22 protein-coding genes and 1 riboswitch are annotated in these 23307 nt (G+C 58.2%); of the genes, 8 read left to right on the forward strand and 14 right to left on the reverse strand.

The window, feature by feature from the left end:
• Positions 1–90: 90 nt before the first annotated feature.
• The gene (locus FIU93_RS16265; RefSeq protein WP_152506172.1) at positions 91–1512 is read left to right on the forward strand and encodes an MFS transporter; all 1422 of its coding nucleotides are present in this window, start codon (positions 91–93) and stop codon (positions 1510–1512) included.
• Between the two features lie 9 nt (positions 1513–1521).
• Here FIU93_RS16265 and FIU93_RS16270 read toward each other — a convergent pair whose 3' ends face one another.
• Both FIU93_RS16270 and FIU93_RS31440 read right to left on the reverse strand, forming a co-directional pair.
• Positions 1522–2322 (reverse strand): class I SAM-dependent methyltransferase, encoded by an 801-nt coding sequence (locus FIU93_RS16270; protein WP_152506173.1) that lies wholly within the window; start codon positions 2320–2322, stop codon positions 1522–1524.
• A 94-nt stretch (positions 2323–2416) separates the two neighbouring features.
• Complete coding sequence (locus tag FIU93_RS31440; protein ID WP_173017343.1) at positions 2417–2572, reverse strand: hypothetical protein; 156 nt, start codon at positions 2570–2572, stop codon at positions 2417–2419.
• Between the two features lie 491 nt (positions 2573–3063).
• Here FIU93_RS31440 and FIU93_RS16275 point away from each other — a divergent pair, with 491 nt between their 5' ends.
• Positions 3064–5166, forward strand: coding sequence for an EAL domain-containing protein (locus FIU93_RS16275; protein WP_152506174.1), 2103 nt, complete (start codon positions 3064–3066; stop codon positions 5164–5166).
• Between the two features lie 35 nt (positions 5167–5201).
• On the opposite strand, the gene aroQ is transcribed toward FIU93_RS16275, so the two are convergent.
• Positions 5202–5726, reverse strand: coding sequence for a gamma subclass chorismate mutase AroQ (gene aroQ / locus FIU93_RS16280; RefSeq protein ID WP_062488344.1), 525 nt, complete (start codon positions 5724–5726; stop codon positions 5202–5204).
• A 50-nt stretch (positions 5727–5776) separates the two neighbouring features.
• A complete protein-coding gene (locus tag FIU93_RS16285) occupies positions 5777–6010 on the reverse strand; it encodes a hypothetical protein (protein WP_023000821.1) in 234 nt (77 codons plus the stop codon).
• 325 nt (positions 6011–6335) lie between these two features.
• Positions 6336–6547: riboswitch (cobalamin riboswitch) on the forward strand.
• A 53-nt stretch (positions 6548–6600) separates the two neighbouring features.
• Here FIU93_RS16285 and FIU93_RS16290 point away from each other — a divergent pair.
• Entirely contained in the window at positions 6601–7278 is a 678-nt protein-coding gene (locus FIU93_RS16290) for an energy-coupling factor ABC transporter permease (protein WP_023000822.1), read from the forward strand.
• A gap of 90 nt (positions 7279–7368) precedes the next feature.
• Here the strand turns inward: FIU93_RS16290 and FIU93_RS16295 are convergent, their stop codons facing one another.
• Positions 7369–7854: a YHS domain-containing (seleno)protein gene (locus tag FIU93_RS16295; RefSeq protein ID WP_075283922.1), complete on the reverse strand. Its 486-nt coding sequence runs from the start codon at positions 7852–7854 to the stop codon at positions 7369–7371.
• A gap of 182 nt (positions 7855–8036) precedes the next feature.
• On the reverse strand, positions 8037–8408 hold the full coding sequence (locus tag FIU93_RS16300; RefSeq protein WP_023000824.1) for a hypothetical protein: 372 nt from the start codon (positions 8406–8408) through the stop codon (positions 8037–8039).
• Between the two features lie 183 nt (positions 8409–8591).
• On the opposite strand from FIU93_RS16300, the gene FIU93_RS16305 reads away from it, so the two are divergent.
• Complete coding sequence (locus FIU93_RS16305) at positions 8592–9539, forward strand: AraC family transcriptional regulator (protein WP_023000825.1); 948 nt, start codon at positions 8592–8594, stop codon at positions 9537–9539.
• A gap of 6 nt (positions 9540–9545) precedes the next feature.
• On the opposite strand, the gene FIU93_RS16310 is transcribed toward FIU93_RS16305, so the two are convergent.
• Both FIU93_RS16310 and FIU93_RS16315 read right to left on the reverse strand, forming a co-directional pair.
• Positions 9546–10262, reverse strand: a complete 717-nt coding sequence (locus FIU93_RS16310) for an HAD family hydrolase (RefSeq protein WP_152506175.1) — start codon at positions 10260–10262, stop codon at positions 9546–9548.
• The gene (locus FIU93_RS16315; protein WP_152506176.1) at positions 10259–10759 is read right to left on the reverse strand and encodes a MarR family transcriptional regulator; all 501 of its coding nucleotides are present in this window, start codon (positions 10757–10759) and stop codon (positions 10259–10261) included. Before FIU93_RS16315 ends, FIU93_RS16310 begins: the two co-directional genes overlap by 4 nt.
• 248 nt (positions 10760–11007) lie before the next feature.
• Here FIU93_RS16315 and FIU93_RS16320 point away from each other — a divergent pair, with 248 nt between their 5' ends.
• Positions 11008–11829, forward strand: a complete 822-nt coding sequence (locus FIU93_RS16320) for an alpha/beta hydrolase (protein WP_031269231.1) — start codon at positions 11008–11010, stop codon at positions 11827–11829.
• Positions 11830–12015: 186 nt separating this feature from the next.
• On the opposite strand, the gene FIU93_RS16325 is transcribed toward FIU93_RS16320, so the two are convergent.
• The 4 genes from FIU93_RS16325 to FIU93_RS16340 form a co-directional block, all read right to left on the reverse strand.
• Complete coding sequence (locus FIU93_RS16325; protein ID WP_152506177.1) at positions 12016–12702, reverse strand: hypothetical protein; 687 nt, start codon at positions 12700–12702, stop codon at positions 12016–12018.
• Positions 12703–12778: 76 nt separating this feature from the next.
• Complete coding sequence (locus FIU93_RS16330; RefSeq protein WP_353621954.1) at positions 12779–15004, reverse strand: NADP-dependent isocitrate dehydrogenase; 2226 nt, start codon at positions 15002–15004, stop codon at positions 12779–12781.
• A 312-nt stretch (positions 15005–15316) separates the two neighbouring features.
• Entirely contained in the window at positions 15317–17188 is a 1872-nt protein-coding gene (locus tag FIU93_RS16335; protein ID WP_152506179.1) for a bifunctional diguanylate cyclase/phosphodiesterase, read from the reverse strand.
• Positions 17185–17502, reverse strand: coding sequence for a hypothetical protein (locus FIU93_RS16340; RefSeq protein WP_152506180.1), 318 nt, complete (start codon positions 17500–17502; stop codon positions 17185–17187). The genes FIU93_RS16335 and FIU93_RS16340 overlap by 4 nt, the downstream gene beginning before the upstream one ends.
• Before the next feature lie 518 nt (positions 17503–18020).
• Between FIU93_RS16340 and FIU93_RS16345 the strand changes: the two genes are divergently transcribed.
• The gene (locus tag FIU93_RS16345) at positions 18021–18833 is read left to right on the forward strand and encodes an RNA methyltransferase (protein ID WP_023000834.1); all 813 of its coding nucleotides are present in this window, start codon (positions 18021–18023) and stop codon (positions 18831–18833) included.
• A gap of 9 nt (positions 18834–18842) precedes the next feature.
• Positions 18843–19637: a glutamate racemase gene (gene murI, locus FIU93_RS16350; protein WP_152506181.1), complete on the forward strand. Its 795-nt coding sequence runs from the start codon at positions 18843–18845 to the stop codon at positions 19635–19637.
• Positions 19638–19820: 183 nt separating this feature from the next.
• Here murI and FIU93_RS16355 read toward each other — a convergent pair whose 3' ends face one another.
• Positions 19821–21617, reverse strand: coding sequence for an EAL domain-containing protein (locus FIU93_RS16355; protein WP_023000836.1), 1797 nt, complete (start codon positions 21615–21617; stop codon positions 19821–19823).
• Positions 21618–22108: 491 nt separating this feature from the next.
• Here FIU93_RS16355 and rpsD point away from each other — a divergent pair, with 491 nt between their 5' ends.
• Positions 22109–22726: a 30S ribosomal protein S4 gene (gene rpsD, locus FIU93_RS16360; protein ID WP_023000837.1), complete on the forward strand. Its 618-nt coding sequence runs from the start codon at positions 22109–22111 to the stop codon at positions 22724–22726.
• A gap of 86 nt (positions 22727–22812) precedes the next feature.
• Here rpsD and FIU93_RS16365 read toward each other — a convergent pair whose 3' ends face one another.
• The gene (locus tag FIU93_RS16365) at positions 22813–23301 is read right to left on the reverse strand and encodes a LysM peptidoglycan-binding domain-containing protein (protein ID WP_152506182.1); all 489 of its coding nucleotides are present in this window, start codon (positions 23299–23301) and stop codon (positions 22813–22815) included.
• Positions 23302–23307 lie beyond the last annotated feature (6 nt).

Genomic DNA, 23307 nt, shown 5'->3' on the forward strand with positions numbered 1-23307 from the left:
GTGACAATTCAAGGTACATGAGATTGACGTGTGTGAATATGTGACTTTATAAGTAACAAACTCGAATTCACGCCTTGCCAGGAGTTCTGAATGTCCCTTTTGTTTGACGGTGCGACCAGGGAGAGGCGCAATCGTTGGGCGGCGCTCGCCGCGCTCTACCTTGCCATGTTCATGAATATTCTCGATGTGTCGGTGGTCAATCTGGCGCTGCCGTCCATCCGCCAAGGACTTGGCGCCACGGACACCCAGTTGGAATGGGTGCTGGTTGTCTATGTGCTGGCCTTTGCCGCCGGTTTGCTGCCTTTCGGCCGGTTTGGAGACGTGGTCGGCAGGGGGCGGGTCTTCCGCTGGGGTGTCGCCGGGTTTACCGCCAGTTCCCTGGCATGCGGACTGGCGCCCGATATAGGCACCCTGATTACCGCCCGCGGCCTGCAGGGGCTTTGCGCGGCGATGATGGTGCCGCAGGTACTTGCCATTGTTCACGTGATCTTTCCGGCAGAGGAAAAAGGCAAGGCCATCGGCCTGTTCGGCTCCATCAGCGCACTTGGGGCCGTGGCGGGGCCGCTGGTGGGCGGGGCAATTGTGGCGGCCGATATCTTCGGGCTGGGCTGGCGGCCGATCTTCCTGATCAACCTGCCTGTCGGGTTGATCTCGCTGGCCGGCGCTCTTCGCTTTCTGCCGCACCTTGAAACCGAAAGCCGGGTGATGCCGGACTGGTCCGGAACGTTTCTTTTTGCCCTCGCAGTGCTGGCGCTGGTGTTTCCGCTTGTGGAAGGCAGGCAATTCGGCTGGCCGTTCTGGTGTTTTGCCTTGATGGGGCTAAGCGCAGTTCTGGCTGTCCTGTTCTACCGGTTGCAGGTTCAGAAGGCTCGCCTCGGCCAGGCGCAGCTTCTGCCGGTGCTTCTGACAGGGGACCGCGTGTTTGTTGCGGGTGTCGCGTTTGTCGCGCTGTTCTTTTCCGGTCTTGCAGGCATGTTCTTCATGATGGCGCTCTTCCTGCAGGCAGGCCTTGGACTATCGCCCATGACAGCCGGGCTCATCCTGGCGCCGCATCCGGTTGGTGTCATCCTTGCATCCGCGATGACAGGCCGCTTCGGATCCCGCTATCAGGCGGTAAGGATCAGCCTTGCCATGCTGGCGGTCTTCTGCGGTCTGGTGGCGGTGCGCCTGCTTGTTTCCGATGGACTATCGGCAAGCCTGCTGGTGGTGCCATTCCTGATTGTCGGACTTGGTACCGGAACGACGATTCCAGCATTGTTCCAGCTCGTGTTGTCGCGGGTTTCCGGACCGGATGCCGGAGCGGGGTCCGGCGTTCTCCAGGCCTTTCAGCAGATCGGCATGGCGCTTGGTATCGCAGTGCAGGGCCAGATCTTCTTCCAGGTTCTGGCGGCTGGTCGTAGTGAGGCTCTGTACCGGGATGCTGCGGCTGCAGCGTTGCTCTATCCGGTGAGTTCGTGTTTCGCGCTTGCTGTGCTTGCCGTTGGTCTTGCCTGTAAATTCCGCTCTGGATGAACTGCGTGGTCACGGCTGCTGATAGCGGACAGCAAAGGCGCGTGCGGGCAAGCGGATTTCTCCGCCGGTATCGAGTTGACCCTGGAGCTTTGCTTTCAGCTCATCACGTTTTTCCCGTGGCAGGTTCATGCAATAGCCGGGTGCGGGCCCGGCGCCGAGCGTGAAGGGATGCCAGAATTCCTCAAACGCCGGAAACACGGTGTCGACTTCAAGGGTGTGAACACTGGCACCCGGCAACCGGGCTTCAGTGCAAAGTTGGCGGAGCCCGTCCGGAGTGCAAAAGGGAAACCGAAGCGCCTCATCAAGTTCTTCGGCTGCGGGATCGATTGAAGCGGCTGCTTTCCAGAAGGCGTCAATGAAGCCCATGCCACCTCCCGGGTAGTCCCAGACATAGAAGGATATTTTTCCGCCAGGGCGGGTAATGCGACGCAACTCGGCAAGTGCCTGCAGCTTGTCCGGAACGAAGTTGAGCGCGAGCGCGGACGTTGATACGTCAACGGAGTTGTCGGGAAGCGGCAGGTCCTGTGCAGACCCGATTTCAAAGCGGGCTCTCTCGTCGGTGATTGCATCCCGCGCATGCATCACGAAACCTTCCGAAAGATCGAGACCGACAACCGATTTTGGCTTGGCCATATCGAGTATGGTTTCGGTCAAGGCTCCGGTGCCGCACCCTATGTCCGCCCAGTCTGCATCAGCAGGCGCGTTGAGCCAGGACACGAACTCTCTTGCGATCAATCGGCTCCATCTGCCCATGTAGTGATCGTAACTGCGACCTGCACTCCAGGAATCGTGTTTCGCATTGCCGGACATGTCCTTGGCCTCCCGCCCAGGATTGATATTCCAGATAAGAAAATAGTGCCTTTGAAAGTGAATTTGGACAACGGCAATCTATCTAGCGCCGGACCTAAACCGCGAGAAAACCGCTCAGATGGGGCAGGACATTCGAGAGCTGCAGCTCAGATCCTGATCGGCGGGCGAACCGGCGCACTTCGATCCGGCGATTGAAGGCCGCACCAGGTTCACCAAGCGGCAGCTGGGCTTCTGCAATCCAGGTGTCCACGTAGGGCCGCGCCTGCACTGCGCCCGTGCCAATATGCCGAATCCGGTCCCGGTAAAGTAAAAACTATTTTTAGTTGCCCTTGCTCGACAACAAACCACAAAAATTGCCCACGAACCGACAACGTCAAGAACAGTATGTTCGGAAGCTGCCCAGACGCGCGTCGATTTGGGGTGTTGGTTGAAAATCGCACCTTTCGGTACAGAAATCGGGCCACGTTGAGAGTGTGATCGATTCAAATCTTCCGTAGATGCCGGTCCGGCTTGGTAATTCTACGCGGACAGCGTTTCTCGTGAATTCAGTAGTGCCTAGGAAATTTTGACGAGCAATTTGGCCGGTGTGAAAGAAATAGATGCTCGTAGGTTCAATAGTTCCTGAATAGGGCCGTGTTTCCTCTTTCAGGTTCAGAATTTGTTGAGGCGGCTGCCGAAACACTGCTGGTATCGGGTCGCAGTTCGACCCGGGCAACGCAATGGACCGAAGGGGCTTGTTTCGTGCTCGAAACCGTTCGATCAAGAGGAAACGCGCTGTTCAAGCGCGTCTTTGTGCGGGCAACGCTTTATGGCGTGTTCGGATTGCTGGCTTTTTCGCTGGTTCTGATCGGCATCGATTATCTGACCCAGACGGACAAGATCGAGGAACGCCTTGCTCGGACTGCTCACGACAAGGCGCTGTTTGTCACCAATATTGCGGCGCGCGAAATCGCCAACAAGAACTATGGTGAAGTCGAGCGGCTTTTGAATGCGATTGCGGGCGACAAATACATTATCGCAGCCAAGGCCTATAGCCGCTTCGGTCAGGAGTTCGCCAGCGATTTTACCTCCGCAGAACCCTCCAGCGCCGTGCAGTTCAACGAAGGCGCCCTGAATGTCGCGCAGTCGGGCAAGGCTCAGTATTCGGAAACCGCCGATATGATCGAATACATCCTGCCGGTTTCCCGCAGCGGGGAAGTGGTGGGGTCCGTGCTGGTGCGTATTTCGAAGCACGAGCTTGCGGGCGTTCTGAGGGAAAAGATTGTTCAGGTGGTGTTGATCCTGGCGGTTCTTCTTCTTGCCTTCGTTCCGGTGATTGCTGCGCTGATGTACCGGGCAACGGCAGGTGTCAGCCGCGTGACGCAGGCAGCCAATGAGGCCGCTGCCGGTTACCTCGACTGCAATCTGGAAACTGATGCACCAGGCGAGGTGGGGGACCTGCAAACCGCGTTCCGCGGAATGATGGTCAAGCTGCGCGAGAATATTCTGCGGATCGAGGAACTCGCCTACACCGATCGCATTACCGGTTTGCCCAACAGGGCCAAGCTGGACAATGTCGCGATGACGCTGATCGATCTGCGCCCCAAGGAAACGGGCAGCGTTCTTTACATCGGACTGGACCGCTTCAAACTGATCAACGACATGCACGGACACGCCGTAGGCGACAAGCTGTTGCGGCTGGTCGGCAACCGGTTGGCTGTCCTGGTCGACGAGCTGGCCAAGCCACTGACGTCAAAACCCCCCTGCGTTGCCCGGTTTTCAGGCGACGAATTCGTCGTACTGTTACCCAGCGTCGATGATCTGCAGACGCTTGCCAAGTTGTCCAGAACGATGGTCGAGCGGCTGGGCGGGGCCTACAGAATTGGCCGGCTTTCCCTTTCTCTGACTGTCAGCGCGGGAATCGCGAGATACCCGGAGCACGGTACGACGGCCGAGGAAGTTCTGCGAAACGCCAACATGGCCATGTATGAAGCAAAGGGTGCCGGCAGGGCTCAGTCGATCGCCTACAACGATATCATTCGCGAACGGATGACCGAACGCGAACAGATCCGGCACAGGCTGCAAAGCGCACTGAGAGACCGCACGCTATCCGTTCACTACCAGCCGAAGGTCGACATTTCGTCCGGCAAGATTGTCGGTTCAGAAGCGCTGCTGCGCTGGAACGATGCCGAACTCGGGTCCGTACCGCCCTACAAGTTCATTCCCGTGGCAGAAGAATGCGGTCTGATCGTTCCGATCGGAGAATTCGTGCTGGCATCCGCGCTCTCCGACATGAAATCCCTGCACCGGCAGAACGTCGATGTATCTGTCGCCGTGAACGTTGCGCCGGCGCAGCTGCAGGCAAAGGGATTTACCGGCAGAATGCTCGGGATCATCGGCGAGAGCGGGTTCTCGACGGAGAAGCTGGAACTGGAAGTGACGGAATCGAGTCTTGTCGACTATTCGCAGAACCTTCTCGATCAGATCCTGCCGATCAAGAAAGAAGGCGTCAAATTTGCAATCGACGACTTCGGCACCGGCTATTCCTCGCTGCACAGTCTCGCAAGCATGCCGTTCGACACGCTGAAGATCGACCGGTCCTTCATCATGGACATTGCCAATTGCGAGGATCGCCGGACCATCGTTGAGCTGATCCTGATGCTGGCGAGGCAGCTCAATCTCAACACAGTTTCCGAAGGGGTCGAGACCCAGTTGCAGATGGATTACATCAATCTGTGGGGTGGGACTCTCGGCCAGGGCTACTTGTGGAGCCCGGCAGTGCCGTTCGGCGAGTTCTCGCGAATGGTCATGAAGCGGGAAGAAGAGGCGAATGCGGCCGAGCCCTGGAGGCAGGCAGCCTCCTGAACTCCGATGAGGGATGTCCTGATGGCTGTATGTGCCTAGTCGTGTACGTCGACCAGACCTTCAAACAGAGCGCTCTTTGATCCGTCGGACAGGCATTCCACGGTCAGCGCCTCCGTGAAGGCCTGCTGGTCAGAGGCTTCGACGGGGCTTTCTGCGAGTAGCGTCAGGATCTCGTTGCCGAGACGCAACAGCTCCGGACGGACATCCTTGATCAGGTCGGGTACGTTCTGCGGACGAGCTTCGCCGCTCTCCCAGCGTTCGATCCAGCAGGTTTGAATGTCCTTGGCCGCATCGATCTGCGCCTGGAAAAACAAGGTGACATTGTCAGCCGACAGGCCGTTTTCGACTGCCTTTTCGCGGGCAGCATCCAGCACCACCTTTTCCCTCGGCAGATCCTCGACAGGTTTGTCGTTATCCGCTTTCCAGGCTGCAACCGACTGCATGAACGACAGACGTTCGTTGATGGCGCCGAACAGCTTGTCAGGTGCCGCCCAGCCAGGAGTGACGGTGGCAGCAAGGAGGGATACCGCAAGAGCGGTCAGGGGAATCGATTTCAACATGGCCGAAGACTTTCACAGGTCACCGCCTGCGGCAAGTCTTTGGTTGTGGTCTACTTCTTTTCAACCGAGCGGCTGATCTCGGTGATCACGCCGAATGCGACGGCGGCCATGATCTTCAATAGTCCGCTGTCGAGCGCCTGTTCGCGTGTCAGATTGCCAAGGAAAAAACCCGGTCTTGGTTCAGTGACTGCACCAAGAGTAACGCCGGCCAGAAGTGCCAGCTGAATGCAGCCAAGGAAAAAGACGACACCAGCGATAAGCGTTCCCAATTTGGTAAAGGGCATTGCAAACTCTCATGATGTGCTTTGTATGCGAGTGAGGTTATCTTTCGTTAGGGTTTCTGCAAGTAAAAATCACAATTACCCTAAATACAGAAAAGTTTAATAAACAATGGTTTTGATTTTCATCTTTGATTTGGGTGCTTCAAATGTCATGTTTTTCAGGTGGCTGACGCAATTCCCTGAAGAAGTATTTTGAGATCTGAAGCTTGTTGGTAGTGCTAATTCGGCTGATTTCGGTGGTGGTCTTCAGACGGCAAAATTTCGGTGCAATGTCGCATTCAGACCGAATATGGCGAAAATTCGCTTGCAGAATATCGCCAATCCTTGCAAATCTAGACGATGCGATGGTTTCGCCCGAACAAGCGTAAGGGCGGATGAAATGGGAACACGGTGAGGCGTACCCAACAGGGACCAATACCGTGGCTGCCCCCGCAACTGTATGCGACGAGCAAAGCCCTTCAAGCCACTGGAGCGATCCGGGAAGGCGGGCAGCGCAGAGACTCGCGAGCCAGGAAACCTGCCATCCAGCGGTCCCATCGGGGCCGGTTCACACCATCTGCTCGCGCACGGAGGGTGCGCAAAGGAGAAATGACATGCATATCGAACCGGGCATCGTCGACGGTGCCAAAATCGTACTCAGCTACGGTACCGCGGCTGCTTCCTTCGGCCTTCTGGGCAAAATGGCTCTCGACACGATCCGCAAAAGCGGCGTTCTCAGCCTTGCCGTCCGCTCCGTCATCACGACGGTTGCCGTGTTCTGCTTCTTCGAAATCCTGCCGCATTACCCAGTTGGTGTTTCCGAAGTTCACTTTATCCTGGGCTCCACCCTGTTCCTGATGTTCGGCGCAGGTCCGGCAGCAATCGGCCTTGCTGCAGGCCTTCTGCTTCAGGGGACGCTGGTTGCTCCTTTCGACCTGCCGCAGTACGGCATCAACGTCACCACGCTGCTTGTGCCGCTGTGGGCTGTCAGCATGCTGGCAAACCGCATCATTCCGGAAAAGACAGCCTATGTTGACGTTTCCTACGTTCAGGCACTGGCTCTTTCCACCACGTTCCAGGCCGGTATCGTTGGCTGGGTTGCTTTCTGGGCATTCTACGGCCAGGGCTTCGGTGCCGAGAACATGGCTTCCGTCGGTTCCTTCGGCTTTGCCTACATGCTGGTGATCCTGGGCGAGCCGCTGGCCGACCTGGCTGTTCTGGCCGCTGCCAAGACATTGGCGCCGCTGACCCGGAACCTTGCTTTCGAAAATCGGCTGCACAACGCGGCTTAAGTCTTCGGGCTTTTACCGAAATCAAGTCACGAAGGGCGGCCCTGGGGCCGCCCTTTTTGTTTGTCGTTCCCACGCCTTGACAACGAACAATCAGAGCTTCGTTGCCTCGGTGGAGCGGATCTTCTTCCAGTTGGCTTCCGCCTTGGTGATCGTGCCGGACTGGTCTTTCTGGAACTCGCGGAAGATGGCCTCGTTCAGGAACAGGTAAAGCTTGCCGTCCACAACGGCCGCGAACTGCGGATCGCCGTCGAACTTCTTGCCGACTGAAACACCGAAGGTGCAGAAGCCGCCGTTTTGCGGCAGGTACTGATCCGGATGCGCGGTGAAGGCATCCATGGCTTCCTGGGATGCGAAGTAATAGGCAACACCGTCGTGGACGGCCGTATATTGCGCGGTTCCGTCAATGCGGTTGCCCAGGCTGACAAAGGCCACGGGATCGACACCATGAAGACCGAGCGGGCTGCCGGCGGCCGTCAGGCCACTGGAGGTGTTGTATTCGTCCGCGGCCATTGCCGGGGCAGAGAGAGCGGCAAGAGACAGCAGCGTTGCGGCAATGGCGGATTTCATTAAGGACATGTTCTACTCCTGAAAGGGTATGAAGGTTGAAGGCCGGATTTGCTCCGGTGCCTCTACCTTGCGTCCGAAGCTCAGGCGTCTCCATGTTCGCAAGTTCCCGAGGATTTGCAGATCGTCCGGATTGCAGTTCAAAAAAAGACACCGGCGTGAGGGCCGGTGTCATTGTGCGTGGACGGGGGCTGTCAAGCGGCCTGCGCAACCGTTTCCTGCGGTTTGGCAAGGCTGACCACTGTCAGGACGGCAATGGCGTTGACCAGGTAATAGGCGAAGTCGAGGCCGGTAAAGCCAAGTGCGAAGGGAGCTGCCAGGAACACGATGCCGACGGCAAAATCGACCGCCAGATGAACCGAATAGGGCAGAATGCGGATGATGCCGGTCTGGTGATCCGTCAGGATCGTCAGGGCCAGGGCCGCAAAGCCTGTCAGGAAGGATAGCCAGAAGGCGATCGGGTTGGATTGGCCGAGATCAAGGAATACGGGCAGGGCAATAAGGCCGATCGCGACGGGATAATCGAGATAGGCGTGCATGGTCTTGGTGACGAAGCGAACAGACATCTTTCAAGTGCTCCAGGTTGGTTTCCTGCGGGCGGATTGCCCACGAGCCCAAAGATGTTGGTCGACTTCAGTTCTATCCATGCACGAAAGTCCCTGAAAATTGACCGATCGTCCGGGAGCCTTGCGCTTTGCGGTGTTGAGGCAAAAATGCGGGAATGAGACTTCAACCGGAACCGGCCTTTCATGAAACATGACGCCCTGACCCAGATCCTGGATGCCTTGAAGCTACGGGGATCCGTCTATTTCCATACCTGTTTTTCGCCGCCCTGGGCCGTGCGGGTGCCGGCCTTCGGCAATGTCGCGCGGTTTCACATGGCAATGCGTGGTGGCTGCTGGCTCGCGGTAGACGGTGTTGACAAGCCGATCCGCCTTGCGACCGGTGACCTGGCCGTCATTCCGCACGGGGCCGCTCATATCCTGAGCGATGAACCGGGCCGTCCCGCCGCCGAAGTGGACGAGGTCGTGCGGCAATCCGGTTATACGGGGGAAGGTGCGCTCTATTACGGCGGTCCGGACGAGGAACTGGCCTGTAAACTGTTCTGTGGCCATTTCGAATTCGAGGAAGGCTCGGTCCATCCGCTGCTCGATGCCTTGCCATCGGTCATTCATCTGCCCAACACACAGACGATGAACGCCTTCTGGCTGGAAGCAGTGATGCGTTTTGTTGCCAGCGAGGTGCGCGCCGGGCAGCCGGGGTCCGAGGCGATCATCCACCGGTTGACGGAGATCATCTTCATCCAGGTGGTGCGAACGTTCGTCGACAGGGAGGGGGACAGGGCCGGATGCCTGGCGGCGGTGCTCAACCCGAAGCTCGGGCGCAGCATGTCCAAGATCCATCTGGCGCCGGAAAAGCCCTGGACGGTGGAGAGCCTTGCCCGGGAAGCCGGCATGTCCCGGACGGTTTTTGCGGACAGGTTTACGAACCTCGTCGGCATGACGCCGCTGGCCTATGTCACCCACTGGCGCATGGAACGGGCACGGCGCGACATTCGGGAGACGGATCTGCCCCTGATCGATATTGCAGAAAATATCGGCTACAGCTCGGAAGCCGCCTTCAACCGGGCCTTCAAGCGTCAATTCAACCAGACACCCGGACAGGTGCGACGGCAAGGCGCGGCGGTGCCGGCCTGATGTGAATCAGTTGGCGGCCAGATAGGCCGGCAGATCGGCAACGCTCTCCAGAACGGCATCCGCCAGGGTTTCCAGGTCGTGGCGCGCGCTTGTGCCCGTCAGGACACCGATACAAAGTCCGGCGCCCGCCGAACGGGCCATTTCCAGATCATGCGTGTTGTCACCGACAACGGCGATCCGGTCCAGTGCAAGACCTGTTGCCTCGGCAAAGCCGCGAACCATGCCCGGTTCCGGCTTCGGGCCAAAACCCGTGTCGTAACCCGTGACGAAGGCAAAACGGGGCGCAAGCCCGGTGCCGGCGAGAAAGGCCCTTATGGCCGCTTCGCTGTCGCTGCTGGCAACACCCAAAGTGAACCCGGTTCCGCTCAAGGTCTCCACAGCTTCCGGAATGCCAGCAAGGGGCGCAGCATCATGCATGCAGCCGATGAACACCCGGTCGAGGTCTGCGGTCAGCGGGCCTTCCTGAAAATCGGCACCGCAGGCAATCCAGGCAGCCGCAATTTCCGCAGAGTTGCCGGCTGCAAGCAGAGACCCGGCCGCGGACTTTCCGGTCACCAGATCCATGCCGGTCTGTTCCAGGAGCCTGTCGGCCAGGGCGCGGTCGCCTCTGGCTGCATGGAGCGAGGTTTCGCGATAGGCCGGTGCCCATGTCGCGTCGAAATCCAGGAGGGTGCCGTCCTTGTCAAACAGGATGGCGGTGATGTTGCCTGTAGGGTTGTTCAAGTCCGGTCTCCCGTGGATTTCAGGTTGGACCGCAATGTGTCGAGGGCGGATTTCAAATCCTCGAAAGCCTTTTCCGAAAGACCGGAGGCCTCGGCAACACAATGCGGCACGGCAGCCGCCTTTTCCCGAAGCGCGTTACCCTTGGCTGTCAGGCAGACATTGACGACGCGCTGGTCTTCCAGATCGCGGACGCGGGAGACAAGCTCCATTGCTTCCAGGCGCTTAATCATCGGTGTCAGCGTGTTGTATTCCAGGCTGAGTGCGTCGCCGATATCCTTGACCGTTCTCTCGTTTCTGCGCCAAAGCAGGGTCATCACCAGATACTGCGGATAGGTGAGGCCGAGCTCTTCCAGCAAAGACCGGTAAAGGTGATTGAAGGCCAGATTGGCCTCATAGACGGCAAAACAGAGAAAATCGTCGAGATCTCCGCCCAAGGCGTCCGGACCGGTGTTCTTCAAGGGCTTCGAGGCGCCTTTGTTTTCAGTGCGTTCTGACATGAAACGTTCCTAAGCAGCATTTTTTTTCTTGGCAAGCGTTGACAGAGCGAACTTGCCGATACATATACATCGCACACGATTAAATCGTGCACGAGTTAAATGGAGATCATCCGATGGGAAACAAGATCGTTGGGCCGCAGGTCAACCGTCGCCAGGCGCTGATTGGCGGCGGTGTCCTTGGGCTTGGTCTGGTGATGGCACCGAAGTTCGGTGCCGCAAAACAACTGCTTGAACAGGAGAATCTGAAAATGACGACTTTCACGACATCCGATGGTGCTGAGCTTTTCTACAAGGACTGGGGGCAGGGGCAGCCGATTGTCTTCTCCCACGGCTGGCCGCTGTCGGCTGATGCCTGGGACGCACAAATGCTGTTTTTCGGCCAGAACGGTTTTCGGGTGATTGCCCATGACCGCCGCGGCCACGGCCGCTCCAGCCAGCCATGGGACGGCAACAACATGGACCGCTACGCGGACGATCTTGCCGAACTGATCGAGCATCTGGATTTGAAGAACGTGATCCTGATCGGTCATTCCACCGGTGGTGGCGAGGTTGCCCATTATGTTGGTCGGCATGGCAATGACCGGGTCGCCAAAGTCGTTCTCGTCGGTGCTGTGCCGCCGCTGATGCTGAAAACGGCAGACAATCCGGACGGCACGCCGATGGAAGTGTTCGACGGTATCCGCCAGGGGACCGCCTACAACCGGTCGCAGTTCTTCAGGGACCTGACGGTACCTTTCTATGGTTTCAACCGCGATGGGGTCGACACCAATCAGGGTCTGCAGGAAAGCTTCTGGCTGCAGGGCATGGCCGGTGGCATCAAGGGTCAGTACGACTGTATTCGCGAGTTCTCGGAAGTCGACTACACTGGTGACCTGAAGGCCATCAAGGTGCCGACGCTGATCGTGCATGGCGACGACGACCAGATCGTGCCCATCAAGGCTTCTGCCCACCGGGCGGCGGAAATCGTCGACGATGCCACCTTGAAGATCTATGAAGGCGGTGGCCACGGTCTTGCACAATTGCAGGCCGAGGAGTTCAACAACGACGTTCTGGCATTCATCCGCGGATAAGCGGTATCGGTAAAAATGGGCGGCTCGGTGAGCCGCCCTTTTTCGTTACCAGCCTCAAATCGTCTCCCCGCACGGAGCACAGCAAAGATACAGGCCCGGAACTGCGGCTCGGGAAGGTCAACTAAGGCAACCGATCGTCATGAGCCCCCGGGATGTCCTGCACCCAGGCAATAGCGCTTTTCGGGGCTAGTGTCTGACTGTTGCCCCACGCTCGTTGAGAAGCAGATCGAAGAGAAACGGCACATTCATGGAGCCGAAACGGCTTGCGCGTGCGACACCTTCGTCGGAGATCTCCACAATGCCGAACATCTTGTAGAGGCGGAAAAGATAGTTCGAAGACTGGTCCAGATCGAAATCGTAGCGTGGATCGGAAAAGAACATCCGGAACGTGTGCAGCGCCTCGAGCGGGAAACCCGTGTGATGCTCCCGCAGATTGTCGAATTTCGTGCAGAAGTCTTCCAGCGTTTCCCTGTCGCCATCCAGCTCTTCCATCTGGATGCGCTGCGCGATTACAAAGTCGGCGATATGTTCCTTGCCGTAGTCGGTTAGCCCGCGCTCGATCAGGTGCCCCTGCATCTCTTCGGGCAGGGGCTTTTCCGTGGTCCTCATGTAGCCGAGGTGTTCCAGGCGGGCATAAAGTTCGTTCGTGACGCTGCCGGACCCGGTCAGAAAGACTGGTTCGTGCTCATCGTCCATGAGCTGTATGGCGCCGCGCAGGGTCGAAAAATCGCCATCGCTGAGCGCATGCACCAGAAAACTCGTGTCCGGCCACCATTTGGCGGATTGAGGGTCGTTTGTCGCCGAGAAGAGCGTGAACTCTTCCCCGGCTCCATTCCGGACAACCGGCTGATGGTTTTCGTTTTGAAGGACCATTTGAAATCAGCTCCCTGGCGCAAAAAAAGAGGGCGGCCGGAGCCGCCCTACTTCTACCCAAGGGTGTATTTGCAAATCAACCGATAATGGCGTTGAGCGTTGCGCTCGGACGCATGACGGCGTTCACCTTTTCCTGCGGGGCATGGTAGTAGCCACCGGTGTTGGCGGGTGAACCCTGAACGCCGTTGAGCTCGGCAACAATCGCATCTTCCTTGGCAGAGAGCGCTTCGGCGATCGGTGCGAAATGCGCCTTCAGCTCGGCGTCCTTGTCCTGTGCGGCCAGTGCTTGTGCCCAGTAAAGCGCGACGTAGAAGTGGCTGCCGCGGTTGTCCAGGCCACCGACCTTGCGGGACGGGGACTTGTCGTTGTCGAGCAGCTTCTCGACGGCCTTGTCAAGCGCGTCCGCCAGAACCTGTGCCTTGTCGTTGCCCTTGACGTTGGCCAGGTGTTCCAGCGATGCACCGAGGGCACAGAACTCGCCCAGGCTGTCCCAGCGCAGATAGTTCTCTTCCATCAGCTGCTGAACGTGCTTGGGAGCGGAGCCGCCTGCGCCGGTTTCGAAAAGACCGCCACCGTTCATCAGCGGAACGATGGACAGCATCTTTGCCGAGGTGCCGACTTCCAGGATCGGGTAGAGGTCGGTCAGGTAGTCACGCAGCACGTTGCCGGTGATGGAGATCGTGTCTTCACCGCGGGCGATACGCTCGGTGGAATACTTCGCCGCATCGGCCGGAGCCATGATCTGCAGGTCGAGCCCGGAAGTGTCGTGTTCCGGCAGATAGGCTTCCACCTTCTTGATCAGTTCCGCGTCATGAGCGCGGGTCTTGTCCAGCCAGAAGACACCCGGCATGCCGGACAGACGAGCGCGGGTGACGCCAAGCTTGACCCAGTCGCGGATCGGGGCGTCCTTGGTGCGGCATGCGCGCCAGATGTCGCCTTCTTCAACGGCATGTTCGATCAGGGTGTTGCCGGCAGCATCGACGATGCGGATGGTGCCGTCATCCGGAGCCTTGAAGGTCTGCGGATGCGAGCCGTATTCCTCGGCCTTCTGGGCCATCAGGCCGACGTTCGGCACGGTGCCCATCTTGGCCGGATCGAGCGCGCCGTTTTCGCGGCAGAAGTCAATCACGGCGGAGTAGACGCCGGCATAGGAGCTGTCCGGGATCACGCACTTGGCGTCGCCTTCCTTGCCGTCCGGGCCCCAGCCCTTGCCGCCTGCGCGGATCAGGGCCGGCATGGAGGCGTCGATGATGACGTCGGAAGAGACATGCAGGTTGGTGATGCCCTTGTCGGAGTTCACCATGTACATGGCCGGGCCGTTGTCGAGAGCGGCCTTGATGTCGGAATTGATCTCGGCGGCCTTGTCGGCCGGCAGCGTGGCGACCTTGGCTTCCAGATCACCGATGCCGAGATCCGGATTGACGCCGAGCTCGGCAAAGGTTGCGGCGTGCTTGTCGAAGACGTCCTTCAGGAACGCCCGCACACAGTAACCGAAGATGATCGGGTCGGAGACCTTCATCATGGTTGCCTTCATGTGCAGCGAGAACAGGATACCCATGTCCTTGGCATCCTGGATTTCCTTTTCCAGGAACGCGAACAGCGCCTTGGCGCTCATGTAGGTGCCGTCGACGACGTCGCCTTCGTCCAGGGCAAAGTCGCCCTTGAGAACCGTGGCGGTTCCGTCCTTGCCGACGAATTCGATCTTCGCCTTGCCTGCGGATCCGGCAGAAACGGTCACCGACTTTTCGTTGGAGAAGAAGTCGTTTTCACCCATGGTGGCGACGTGGGTCTTGGAAGAGGGCAGCCATTCACCCATGCGGTGAGGGTTCTTCTTGGCGTATTCCTTGACGGCTTTCGGCGCGCGGCGGTCGGAGTTGCCTTCGCGCAGCACCGGGTTCACGGCAGAGCCCTTGATCGCGTCATACTTGGCCTTGACGGTCTTTTCCTCGTCCGTCTTCGGCTCGGACGGATACTCAGGCAGCTTGTAACCCTGGGCCTGAAGTTCCTTGATGGCGGCGTTGAGCTGTGGCTGCGATGCCGAGATGTTCGGCAACTTGATGACATTGGCGTCCGGCTGCTTGACCATTTCACCAAGGACCGCAAGATCATCGGACTGCTTCTGTGCGTCCGTCAGATACTCGGGGAAGTTCGCCAGGATACGGCCTGCGAGGGAGATATCCTTGGTACCGACGGTCAAACCGGCTGCCTTGGTGAAGGAGCGGATGATCGGCAGGAACGAGGCGCTGGCCAGTTCCGGTGCTTCGTCGACCTTGGTGTAGATAATGTCGGCCATGACAGTCACATTTCCTAGCGTTCGAACATTGGTCAAAGGAGTGGTGCGGGACCGCTCCCGATGAATTTCGACATGCGTATACAATTGTACGCAATCAATTGAAAGCCCTCCGGAAGGCGAAGGGTGTGAAGTCCGCAGGTGTTCTAGCAAAGCCGTTGGAAAAGGCAATCAGGAGTGGAGGGAGCGGCATCGGCCATGGCCTGATTTTCAACGGGCAGACCGGCGTTCCGGCGGAGGTTGGCCGGCAGTTATGGGCAATCTGCCGGAGCTTTCCGATCGGTACCGGAATATCCATTAGGCTGACGGAAAGGACCGCCCGCGTCAGGCTGACTTGCGAACGAGGAAGCCTTGCAGGTCGGCAATGTTCATTGGTTTGCTGAAGGCATATCCTTGAACGTAGTTGACACCGAGCATGCGCAGCTTGTTGATCGTGTCTTCCGTTTCGACCCCTTCGGCAAGGGCTTCGATGCCGAGCCCGTGTGCCATGTCGACGATTGTCTTGATCAGCTTGAACTGCTCCGGATTGCTGGACAGGGGAGAAATCAGGGCCCGGTCGATCTTCAGAAGATCGGGTTTGAGCTTTGTGAGTGCGATAATCGATGCGTGGCCGGTGCCGAAATCGTCGATTTCTATTCGAATGCCGAGCTTGCGCAGGGCGTTGACGGTTTCGACTTCATCGTCCGACAGCGTATCGAAGAAGACCGACTCGACCAGCTCGAATGCGATTTCGGCACGGACCTTCGGCAGGTTCTGGATGTATTCGGCAAGTCCGGGTTCGGCCAGCCTCTGGTAGCTGACGTTGAAGCTCACCTTCGGGAAAACGACCCCCGTACGTTCCTGGGCCAGGATAAGTTCGATTGCTTTCGACATGATGTGGCTGTCGAAGGCAGCCGCCTTGCCCGCTTCCTGAACCGCGTCCAGGAAAGCTGCGGGACCCAGAATGCCCTGCTTGGGATGGTTCCAGCGGGCGAGCACTTCAATCCCGACAACAGCACCTGTCCGGGTGTCATGCTGGGTCTGGAAATAAGGCTCGAACTCGTCGTTCTCCAACCCGTAGAGGACCGCTTCGGCGGTTTTCATCAGATGCTGCGCATCTTTCTTCAGGCCCGGATTGAACATCACGGCCCTGTTCTTTCCGGCCTTCTTGGCCTCGTAAAGCGCTATGTCCGCGTCGACCATCATGCTGTCGAGCTTGCCGCCGCTTATGCTGGAATGGGTTACGCCAACCGAGGCGCCCACGCGAAGCTTGGTTTTCGAGACGACATGGGGGCGTTGCATCCAGCTTTTCAGTCCCTCAAGAAAATTGCTTTGCTGGTCTGCGCCGATCGCAGGTGACGCCACCACGAATTCATCGCCGCCAATACGAGCGATGATCGAGTTGACGGGAGCAATCGCATTCAGTCTTTCCCCCACCAGCACAAGCAGCTTGTCGCCGGCTGCATGGCCGACTGTGTCGTTGATGTTCTTGAAACCGTCCAGGTCGATCTGGAACAGGGTCATGTCGGGCAGGGTGCCGTCGTCCTGGTGCAACTTTCCGATGGCGTGGCGAAGTCCGCGGCGGTTCAGCAGGCCGGTCAGGTCGTCGTGGATAGAGCGATGGTGCGCTTCAAGCCTTGCGCTTTCCATGTGGTCAAGAAATCTCTTGAGTGAAGCGGCAATATAAATGCCCCCCAGGCAATTGATCGTTCCCAGGATGTAGTGGTTCATCAGATGCCACCAGGAATAACTGGAGGAAGGCCAGACAAGTTCCGGGTGGAGGAGCGTCAGCACCGAATGATGGACAAGGGCGGCAACAGTGGTCATCAGCACCGATCGCCAACAGACATAGGCAATGATGATCGACGTATTGATGAAATAGAGCATATGCACTTCAAGCATATACTCGCCATTGTGGATGTCGGAGGCGACGTAGAGCCCGAACATCCATGTGGAGTTGATCGCGACAGTCACGATCAGCCGCGTGCGCAAGGCCGACGCGTCGGCCATGACAGTTGCCGTCGTGACGGCACCGATCAGGGCCAGAGGAAGGGCAACAAAAAGCACTGAGCCGCCGGTAAGATAAGATGCGATAACGGCTATTGCTGCAGCCAGCCAGAAGTACCAGACGAGTATCCAGCTCACAGCCTGGCGAAGTCGCTGCACGTTCAGGGCCGAAACATCGACCCAGAAATTATTCAGAAACGAAGGTTTCATTCGACCGGTTGTGCCTCCGATAGTCTGGGGCCGTGCTGGTCGATACCGCACAACCGTGCAAATTCGGCATTGAGCAGAAAGAGTGCGTTGGAAGATTTCAGACTTTGCGACTGTTGCGCGGATTGCGGAATGGCAACCACCATCCAGTCGAAAGGTCCGGGTGCTGCGATGGGGGTTCCGGTAAGCGCTACCGAAGTGAAGCTTTGTCGTTCAGAAAACCAGGGCGGAAATACAGCCACTGCCTGCAGTCCCACCGCACCGGCGTTCTTGGTCACAAGCAGCCCCGCACTGAACAGCACGGCAACGCAAAGCATTGAAACCGCTGGACAATAAGTCCGGAAGAGGGTTGCAGATTTTCGCACGAAATACACCCGAATTGAAACGTGAAAAGCAGTATCCCATGCACTTATTGAGGGTGTGTAAAGTTGATTTTGTATCTTTCCTGCAATTTATCTCAAATATTAACAATAAGATTTTTGTGTACCTGGGTAATATTTGCAGTGTTGTTTAATCGTAGGGGTAATCGCGTGATTTCAGGATGTCTGGACTTCCCGGCCTTGGGAAAGCGTTGGGTCATCCACACGCACATGTTTCAATCTCAGGCTTTGACGCTTTCCAGCGCCAGGTTGTGGTGCCGGTGAACCGGCTTCCCCTCGGAAAACGAGAGACCTTCCGAGCAGTGGCGGAGATGCGTCTGACAAGACCAAGATGCACGGAACACAGTCGGACCTCAAAAATCATCGCATTTATCGGAGGAATGAGGCAGACCGCAGCTGTGGTGCAGGCCTTTCGGTCTTTTCATCCGACGTTCCTTCCGCTAAATCCCCGCTTCATGAGCAAGAATGCACACATCAGAGACGAAGCCCGCGCCGTGACCGCCAAGCCGCCGGCAGTGATCCTTTGCGAGCCGCAGCTTGGCGAGAACATCGGCACGGCGGCAAGGGCGATGGCGAATTTTGGTCTGGTGGATCTGCGGATCGTCAATCCGCGCGACGGCTGGCCGAGTGAGAAGGCAAGAGCCGCGGCAAGCCGGGCGGATCATGTTATCGACAAGGTGCAGGTTTTCGACAGTGTCGAGGCGGCTATTGCCGATCTGCAATTCGTCTTCGCCACCACGGCCCGCTCGCGTGAAGTGCCCAAGCCTGTGCGGGGGCCGGATGAAGCTGCCAAAAAATCCGTCGAACTTGGAGAACAGGGTGCCGCGACCGGTTATCTGTTCGGCCGAGAGCGCTGGGGCCTCAACAACGAGGAAGTGGCTCTCGCCGACGAGATCGTCACGCTGCCGGTCGATCCGGATTTTGCCTCGCTGAACATTGCGCAGGCCGTGCTGGTGTGTGCCTATGAATGGCGCAAGACCGCGACGTCCGGCGCATTGCCCTTTATCCTGTCGGAAGAAGTGCATCCACCGGCGAAGAAGGACGAAGTGCTGCGTTTCTTCGAGCACCTGGAAGGGGCACTCGACAAGGCTACCTTCTTCCGTCCGCCGGAGCGGCGGCCGCATATGGTGCGTACGCTGCGCAACATCTTCCAGAAGGCCGAGTTGACCGACCAGGAAGTGCGCGCGCTGCGCGGTGTCGTGGCCTCGCTGGAAAAACGGGAAACGCGACCGCGCAAGGACAGATCAGGTTCAGGCAGCGAAGAATAGAGGCAGATCTTGCAGGGTTCGGGGCCGGTACTCTTTTTCGATTCAGGTCTTGGCGGGCTCACGGTGCTGCGCGAAGCGCGATATCTGCTGCCTTATGAGCCGCTCCTTTATGTCGCCGACGATGCGGCCTTTCCCATCGGCCGCTGGCCGGAAGCGGAATTGAAAGAACGGATCGTATCCCTTTTCGACGATCTGATTGCCGAACACGGCCCCAAGGCGGTGGTGATTGCCTGCAATACAGCCTTCACGCTCGCAGGGGACGCCTTGCGAGAGAGACATCCAGACGTGCCTTTTGTCGGCACTGTTCCGGCAATCAAGCCGGCGGCGGAGCGCACCTCCTCCGGGCTGATCTCGGTTCTGGCAACGCCGGGCACGGTGCGCAGAACCTATACACGAAGCCTGATCGAGAGTTTTGCCAGCCAGTGCCATGTCCGGCTTGTCGGATCGGACAAGCTGGCGGAACTGGCCGAAAAACATCTGCGTGGCGACACCGTCTCCGACGCAGACCTTCTGCCGGAAATCTCTGACTGTTTCCTGGAACAGGACGGCAAGCGGACCGACATCGTCGTGCTGGCCTGCACCCACTATCCGTTTCTTGCCAACCGTTTCCGCAGGATTGCTCCCTGGCCGGTCGACTGGCTGGATCCGGCGGAAGCCATCGCCCGCCAGTTGGTCCGAGTTCTGGGGGAGGGGGCTGCAAGTGAACCTTCCCGCCATCTGCCAGATCGGGCGATCTTCACCTCGGGCACGAAGGATGCGGGGGTGTCACGGCTGCTGGCCGGGTTTGGCCTGGTACTGGACTGATTGGCAGCGTAGTCGCACGGGCCTTTTTTCCTGGCCATCGGTCGCCCGGATCGAGCCACACAGCAGCACAAGGCATCATCCCGAACGTGCCCTCCTATGAGAGGTGCGCTCAGAGCCGTGTCCCGCCGGTCAGGTGAGAACGTGCAACGTGTTCCCTGAGAAGTGTAGAAGTGTGGCTTGGCCTCACGCAGCCAGGCATTTGACGGCCAGGCCGTCGTCGGAGCGCTTGGCTGCGCGCTTCAGTTCCATGATCTCGTGGTTGAGCGTATCGGGATGCAGCGTCAGGCCCTTGGGCAGGCTGAGGATCGATATGGAACACTGCAGCAGCGGGAACTGCCGCGTCGTGCCGAAGCGGTCCTGGGCTTCGATGAAGCCGCGTTCCCGGTGTTCAGGCTCATAGAAGCTTTCGACATCCAGGCGGAATGCACGTTTCAGCGCCAGCATGCGCGCAGCAACATCTGTCTGGTCGACATTCTGGAAACCGGCGAAGAAATCGTCGCCGCCGATATGGCCGTAAAACGTGCCTGACCCCGAAATATGGCGCTGCAGCAGTTCGCTGAACAGAATGATCGCCCGGTCGCCCTGGCGATAGCCATAGGTGTCGTTGAACGGCTTGAAGTTATCGAAGTCGAAATAACACATGTGCCGGTCGTACGTGCCCTTGCGCCCGCTTTCGGCAATGAACCTGGAAATAGCGCCATTGCCCGGCAGGCGGGTCAGCGGGTTCTGGTCCTGCGCCTCCTGAAGACGCTTTTCGTGAATGATCTTCAGGAGAGACGTGGCAGACAGGAAACCGGCATAGCGGAAGTTTTCGGTGATGATGATGCCATCCGAATTGATCGAGGAGGCAAAGGTCACCAGCAGCATGTCCGCATTGGAATCGATGTCGGCGATCGGGCAGGCGCGCACAAAAGAGCGCAACGGGAAATCGAGGGCTGCCTTGGCATCGTCGTCGTCCGGTGCGCCTGCGTAAAGATAGGCTTTCAGGTCGCGTTCGTGGATCAGGCCGCGCGGCTCGTTGTTGGCATCCACAACCGGAACCACACTGGCCTCCTGGTTATGGACCACCATGTCGAGCAGATCGTTCATGGAAGCGTTCGACTGGATGGTCGGTACCTTGATCAGCTCGTTGCGGATCCGGTCCAGCTCCTCCCGGCGCTTGCGGCCGACACCCGGCGCGCGCACATGGTCATAAAAGAGCTTGGCGGAAGAAGCTTCCTGGAAGGGCTTGGCGACGAAGTAGCCCTGGATCAGGTCGCAGCCGGCTTCCCGGCAGGCCTTGAACTCGCTCTCCGTTTCAACACCTTCGGCAATTACCCTTGCGCCCAGCACGTGCGCCAGGTTGGCCACCGTGGTGACAAACAGCTTGCGCCTTGCGTCGCAATCGATGCCGTTCAGGAAGAAACGGTCGATCTTGACGTAGTCGGGCGACATGTCGTGCAGCAGACGCAGCTCGGAAGAGCCTCGGCCGAAGTCGTCAAGCGCGATCAGGAAGCCCAACTGGCGCAGATCGTTGACGGCATGGTGGGTAACGTCGGTGAAGGTCTGCTGGTGCCGTTCGGAAAATTCCAGGCAGATCTGGTTCACCTGCAAGCCGGCTTCCGCCACAAGGCCTGCCAGCCGCATGCGCGGATCGTTGTCCTGGCCGAGGTCGCGTCCATCCAGCTTGAAATAGAGTTTGGTGCCCTGGGCGATCTTCAACCTGCCGAAGCGGTTCATCGCCTTTGCCAGAAGATGGGCCTCCAACTGGGGCAGATACCCTTCGGCGTGGGCAAAATCGATCAGTTCGTCAGGAGATTGCGCACCGACAAGATCGCAGTTCCGGATCTGGGCCTCATAGCCGTAAACAACACCGGTGCCGATATCGACGACCGGCTGAAGGGCATAATCCAGTTTCGCCAGCGTGTCCTTCGGCGTACGACAGAGCAAGCCGGGCGCTTCCGGAACTGTCTGAAGAACTGGTTGACGATTCGCTGACATTCTAGATCCTATTGCCGAGGTCCGGCCGATAAGCTTCCGTTGTTTGATGGGGTCTCGGAACAGTCCGTTGCACTGATATTATTCGCTATGGTTGCAACGGCGATTGCATAGTGAAAAGCTGCAATTAAAAATCTCTAAATGTATGCATTGTTTTCCCCATTTTGTGGACGCTACGTCATAAATTATGGCAATGAATTCCATCTGAACCGTTAAATATGCCTGCTTGTCCGACAAAATAAGCAGAATTGGCCGGGTTTGGCGGGTCTTTTCCGAAGCGGACCGGGTGCACGGATTGACATTTCAAGGCTCTGCCTGTATCTCCGCGCGGTCCGGCAGACAATGTCTTCCGGATCTACGCACCCGTGGGCATCCGGCCGGCGCCGTCTAGCCGGGTCCCTGTCGATCTGACCTTTCCGTCGCAAGACGGGTTGTGACGATAAAGGAGGGCGCGTTTCCTTTTAAATAACAACGCGAATTCAAAGGAAACCGCGATGTCGAAGCGCCATAGCGTTAAGTACAAAATTGACCGCCGGATGGGCGAAAACATCTGGGGTCGTCCGAAGAGCCCGGCCAACAAGCGTGAATACGGCCCGGGTCAGCACGGCCAGCGCCGCAAGGGCAAGCTGTCCGACTTCGGTGTTCAGCTCCGCGCAAAGCAGAAGCTGAAAGGCTACTACGGCAACATTTCCGAAAAGCAGTTCCGCAAGGTTTATGCTGAAGCGTCCCGTATGAAGGGTGACACTTCCGAAAACCTGATCGGCCTGCTGGAGCGCCGTCTGGACGCCATAGTCTACCGTGCGAAGTTCGTCCCGACCGTTTTCGCAGCACGTCAGTTCATCAACCACGGCCACGTGAAGGTGAACGGCAAGCGCGTCAACATCTCGAGCTACCAGATCCGTCCGGGTGACGTGATCGAAGTTCGTGAAAAGTCCAAGCAGCTCGCCCTGGTTCTGGAAGCAACCCAGTCCGCAGAGCGTGATGTTCCGGATTATATCGACGTCGACCACAACAAGATGACCGCGACCTACTCCCGCGTTCCGGGCTTCTCTGACGTACCGTACCCGGTACAGATGGAACCGAACCTGGTGGTCGAGTTCTATTCGCGCTAATCAGCGCCGAATACGGTTTGACGGAAAGGCCCGCCTCTGGCGGGCCTTTTCTTTTGCCGGCCTTTGTTTGAGGCGGATGCCGGGCGTCAGATGTCGTTGCGCGGTATTCGAAGAACCTGGCCCGGGAAAATAACGTTTGGACTGCTCAGGATGTGCTGGTTGGCATCGAAGATCGGCTGATAGTCGCTAGTGCCATACTGGTCTTGCGCGATCTTGGTCAGGGTATCGCCCGACTTCACCGTGTAGGGCTGCCAGCCACCGTATCCCGCCAGGATCCTGGGGCCGAACAGGACAGGGACGACGACGGACGGGCCATTTTCGTTGCCGGTGTCGTCGGCCAGGGTCAGGAACAGGCGATTGAGCTGAAACTGGTTGGTGTCCGGGATATCGATAAATCCCTGGAACTGCTTGAGGCCGAGTGAGCCGACCTGGGTGAAGGAGGCATATTCGTCGTGTCCTTCGGAAACCCGAATGCTCAAGGTTCCTTCGAATGCGGTCGCATTACCCGCGATCAGTATTCTTGATCCCACCAGATCAAACGGCTGTGGTTGCTGAATATCCAGAGTTACAGTCATATCAAT

Origin of the sequence: Labrenzia sp. THAF35, from assembly GCF_009363595.1 — a bacterium.
Lineage (GTDB): Bacteria > Pseudomonadota > Alphaproteobacteria > Rhizobiales > Stappiaceae > Roseibium > Roseibium algicola.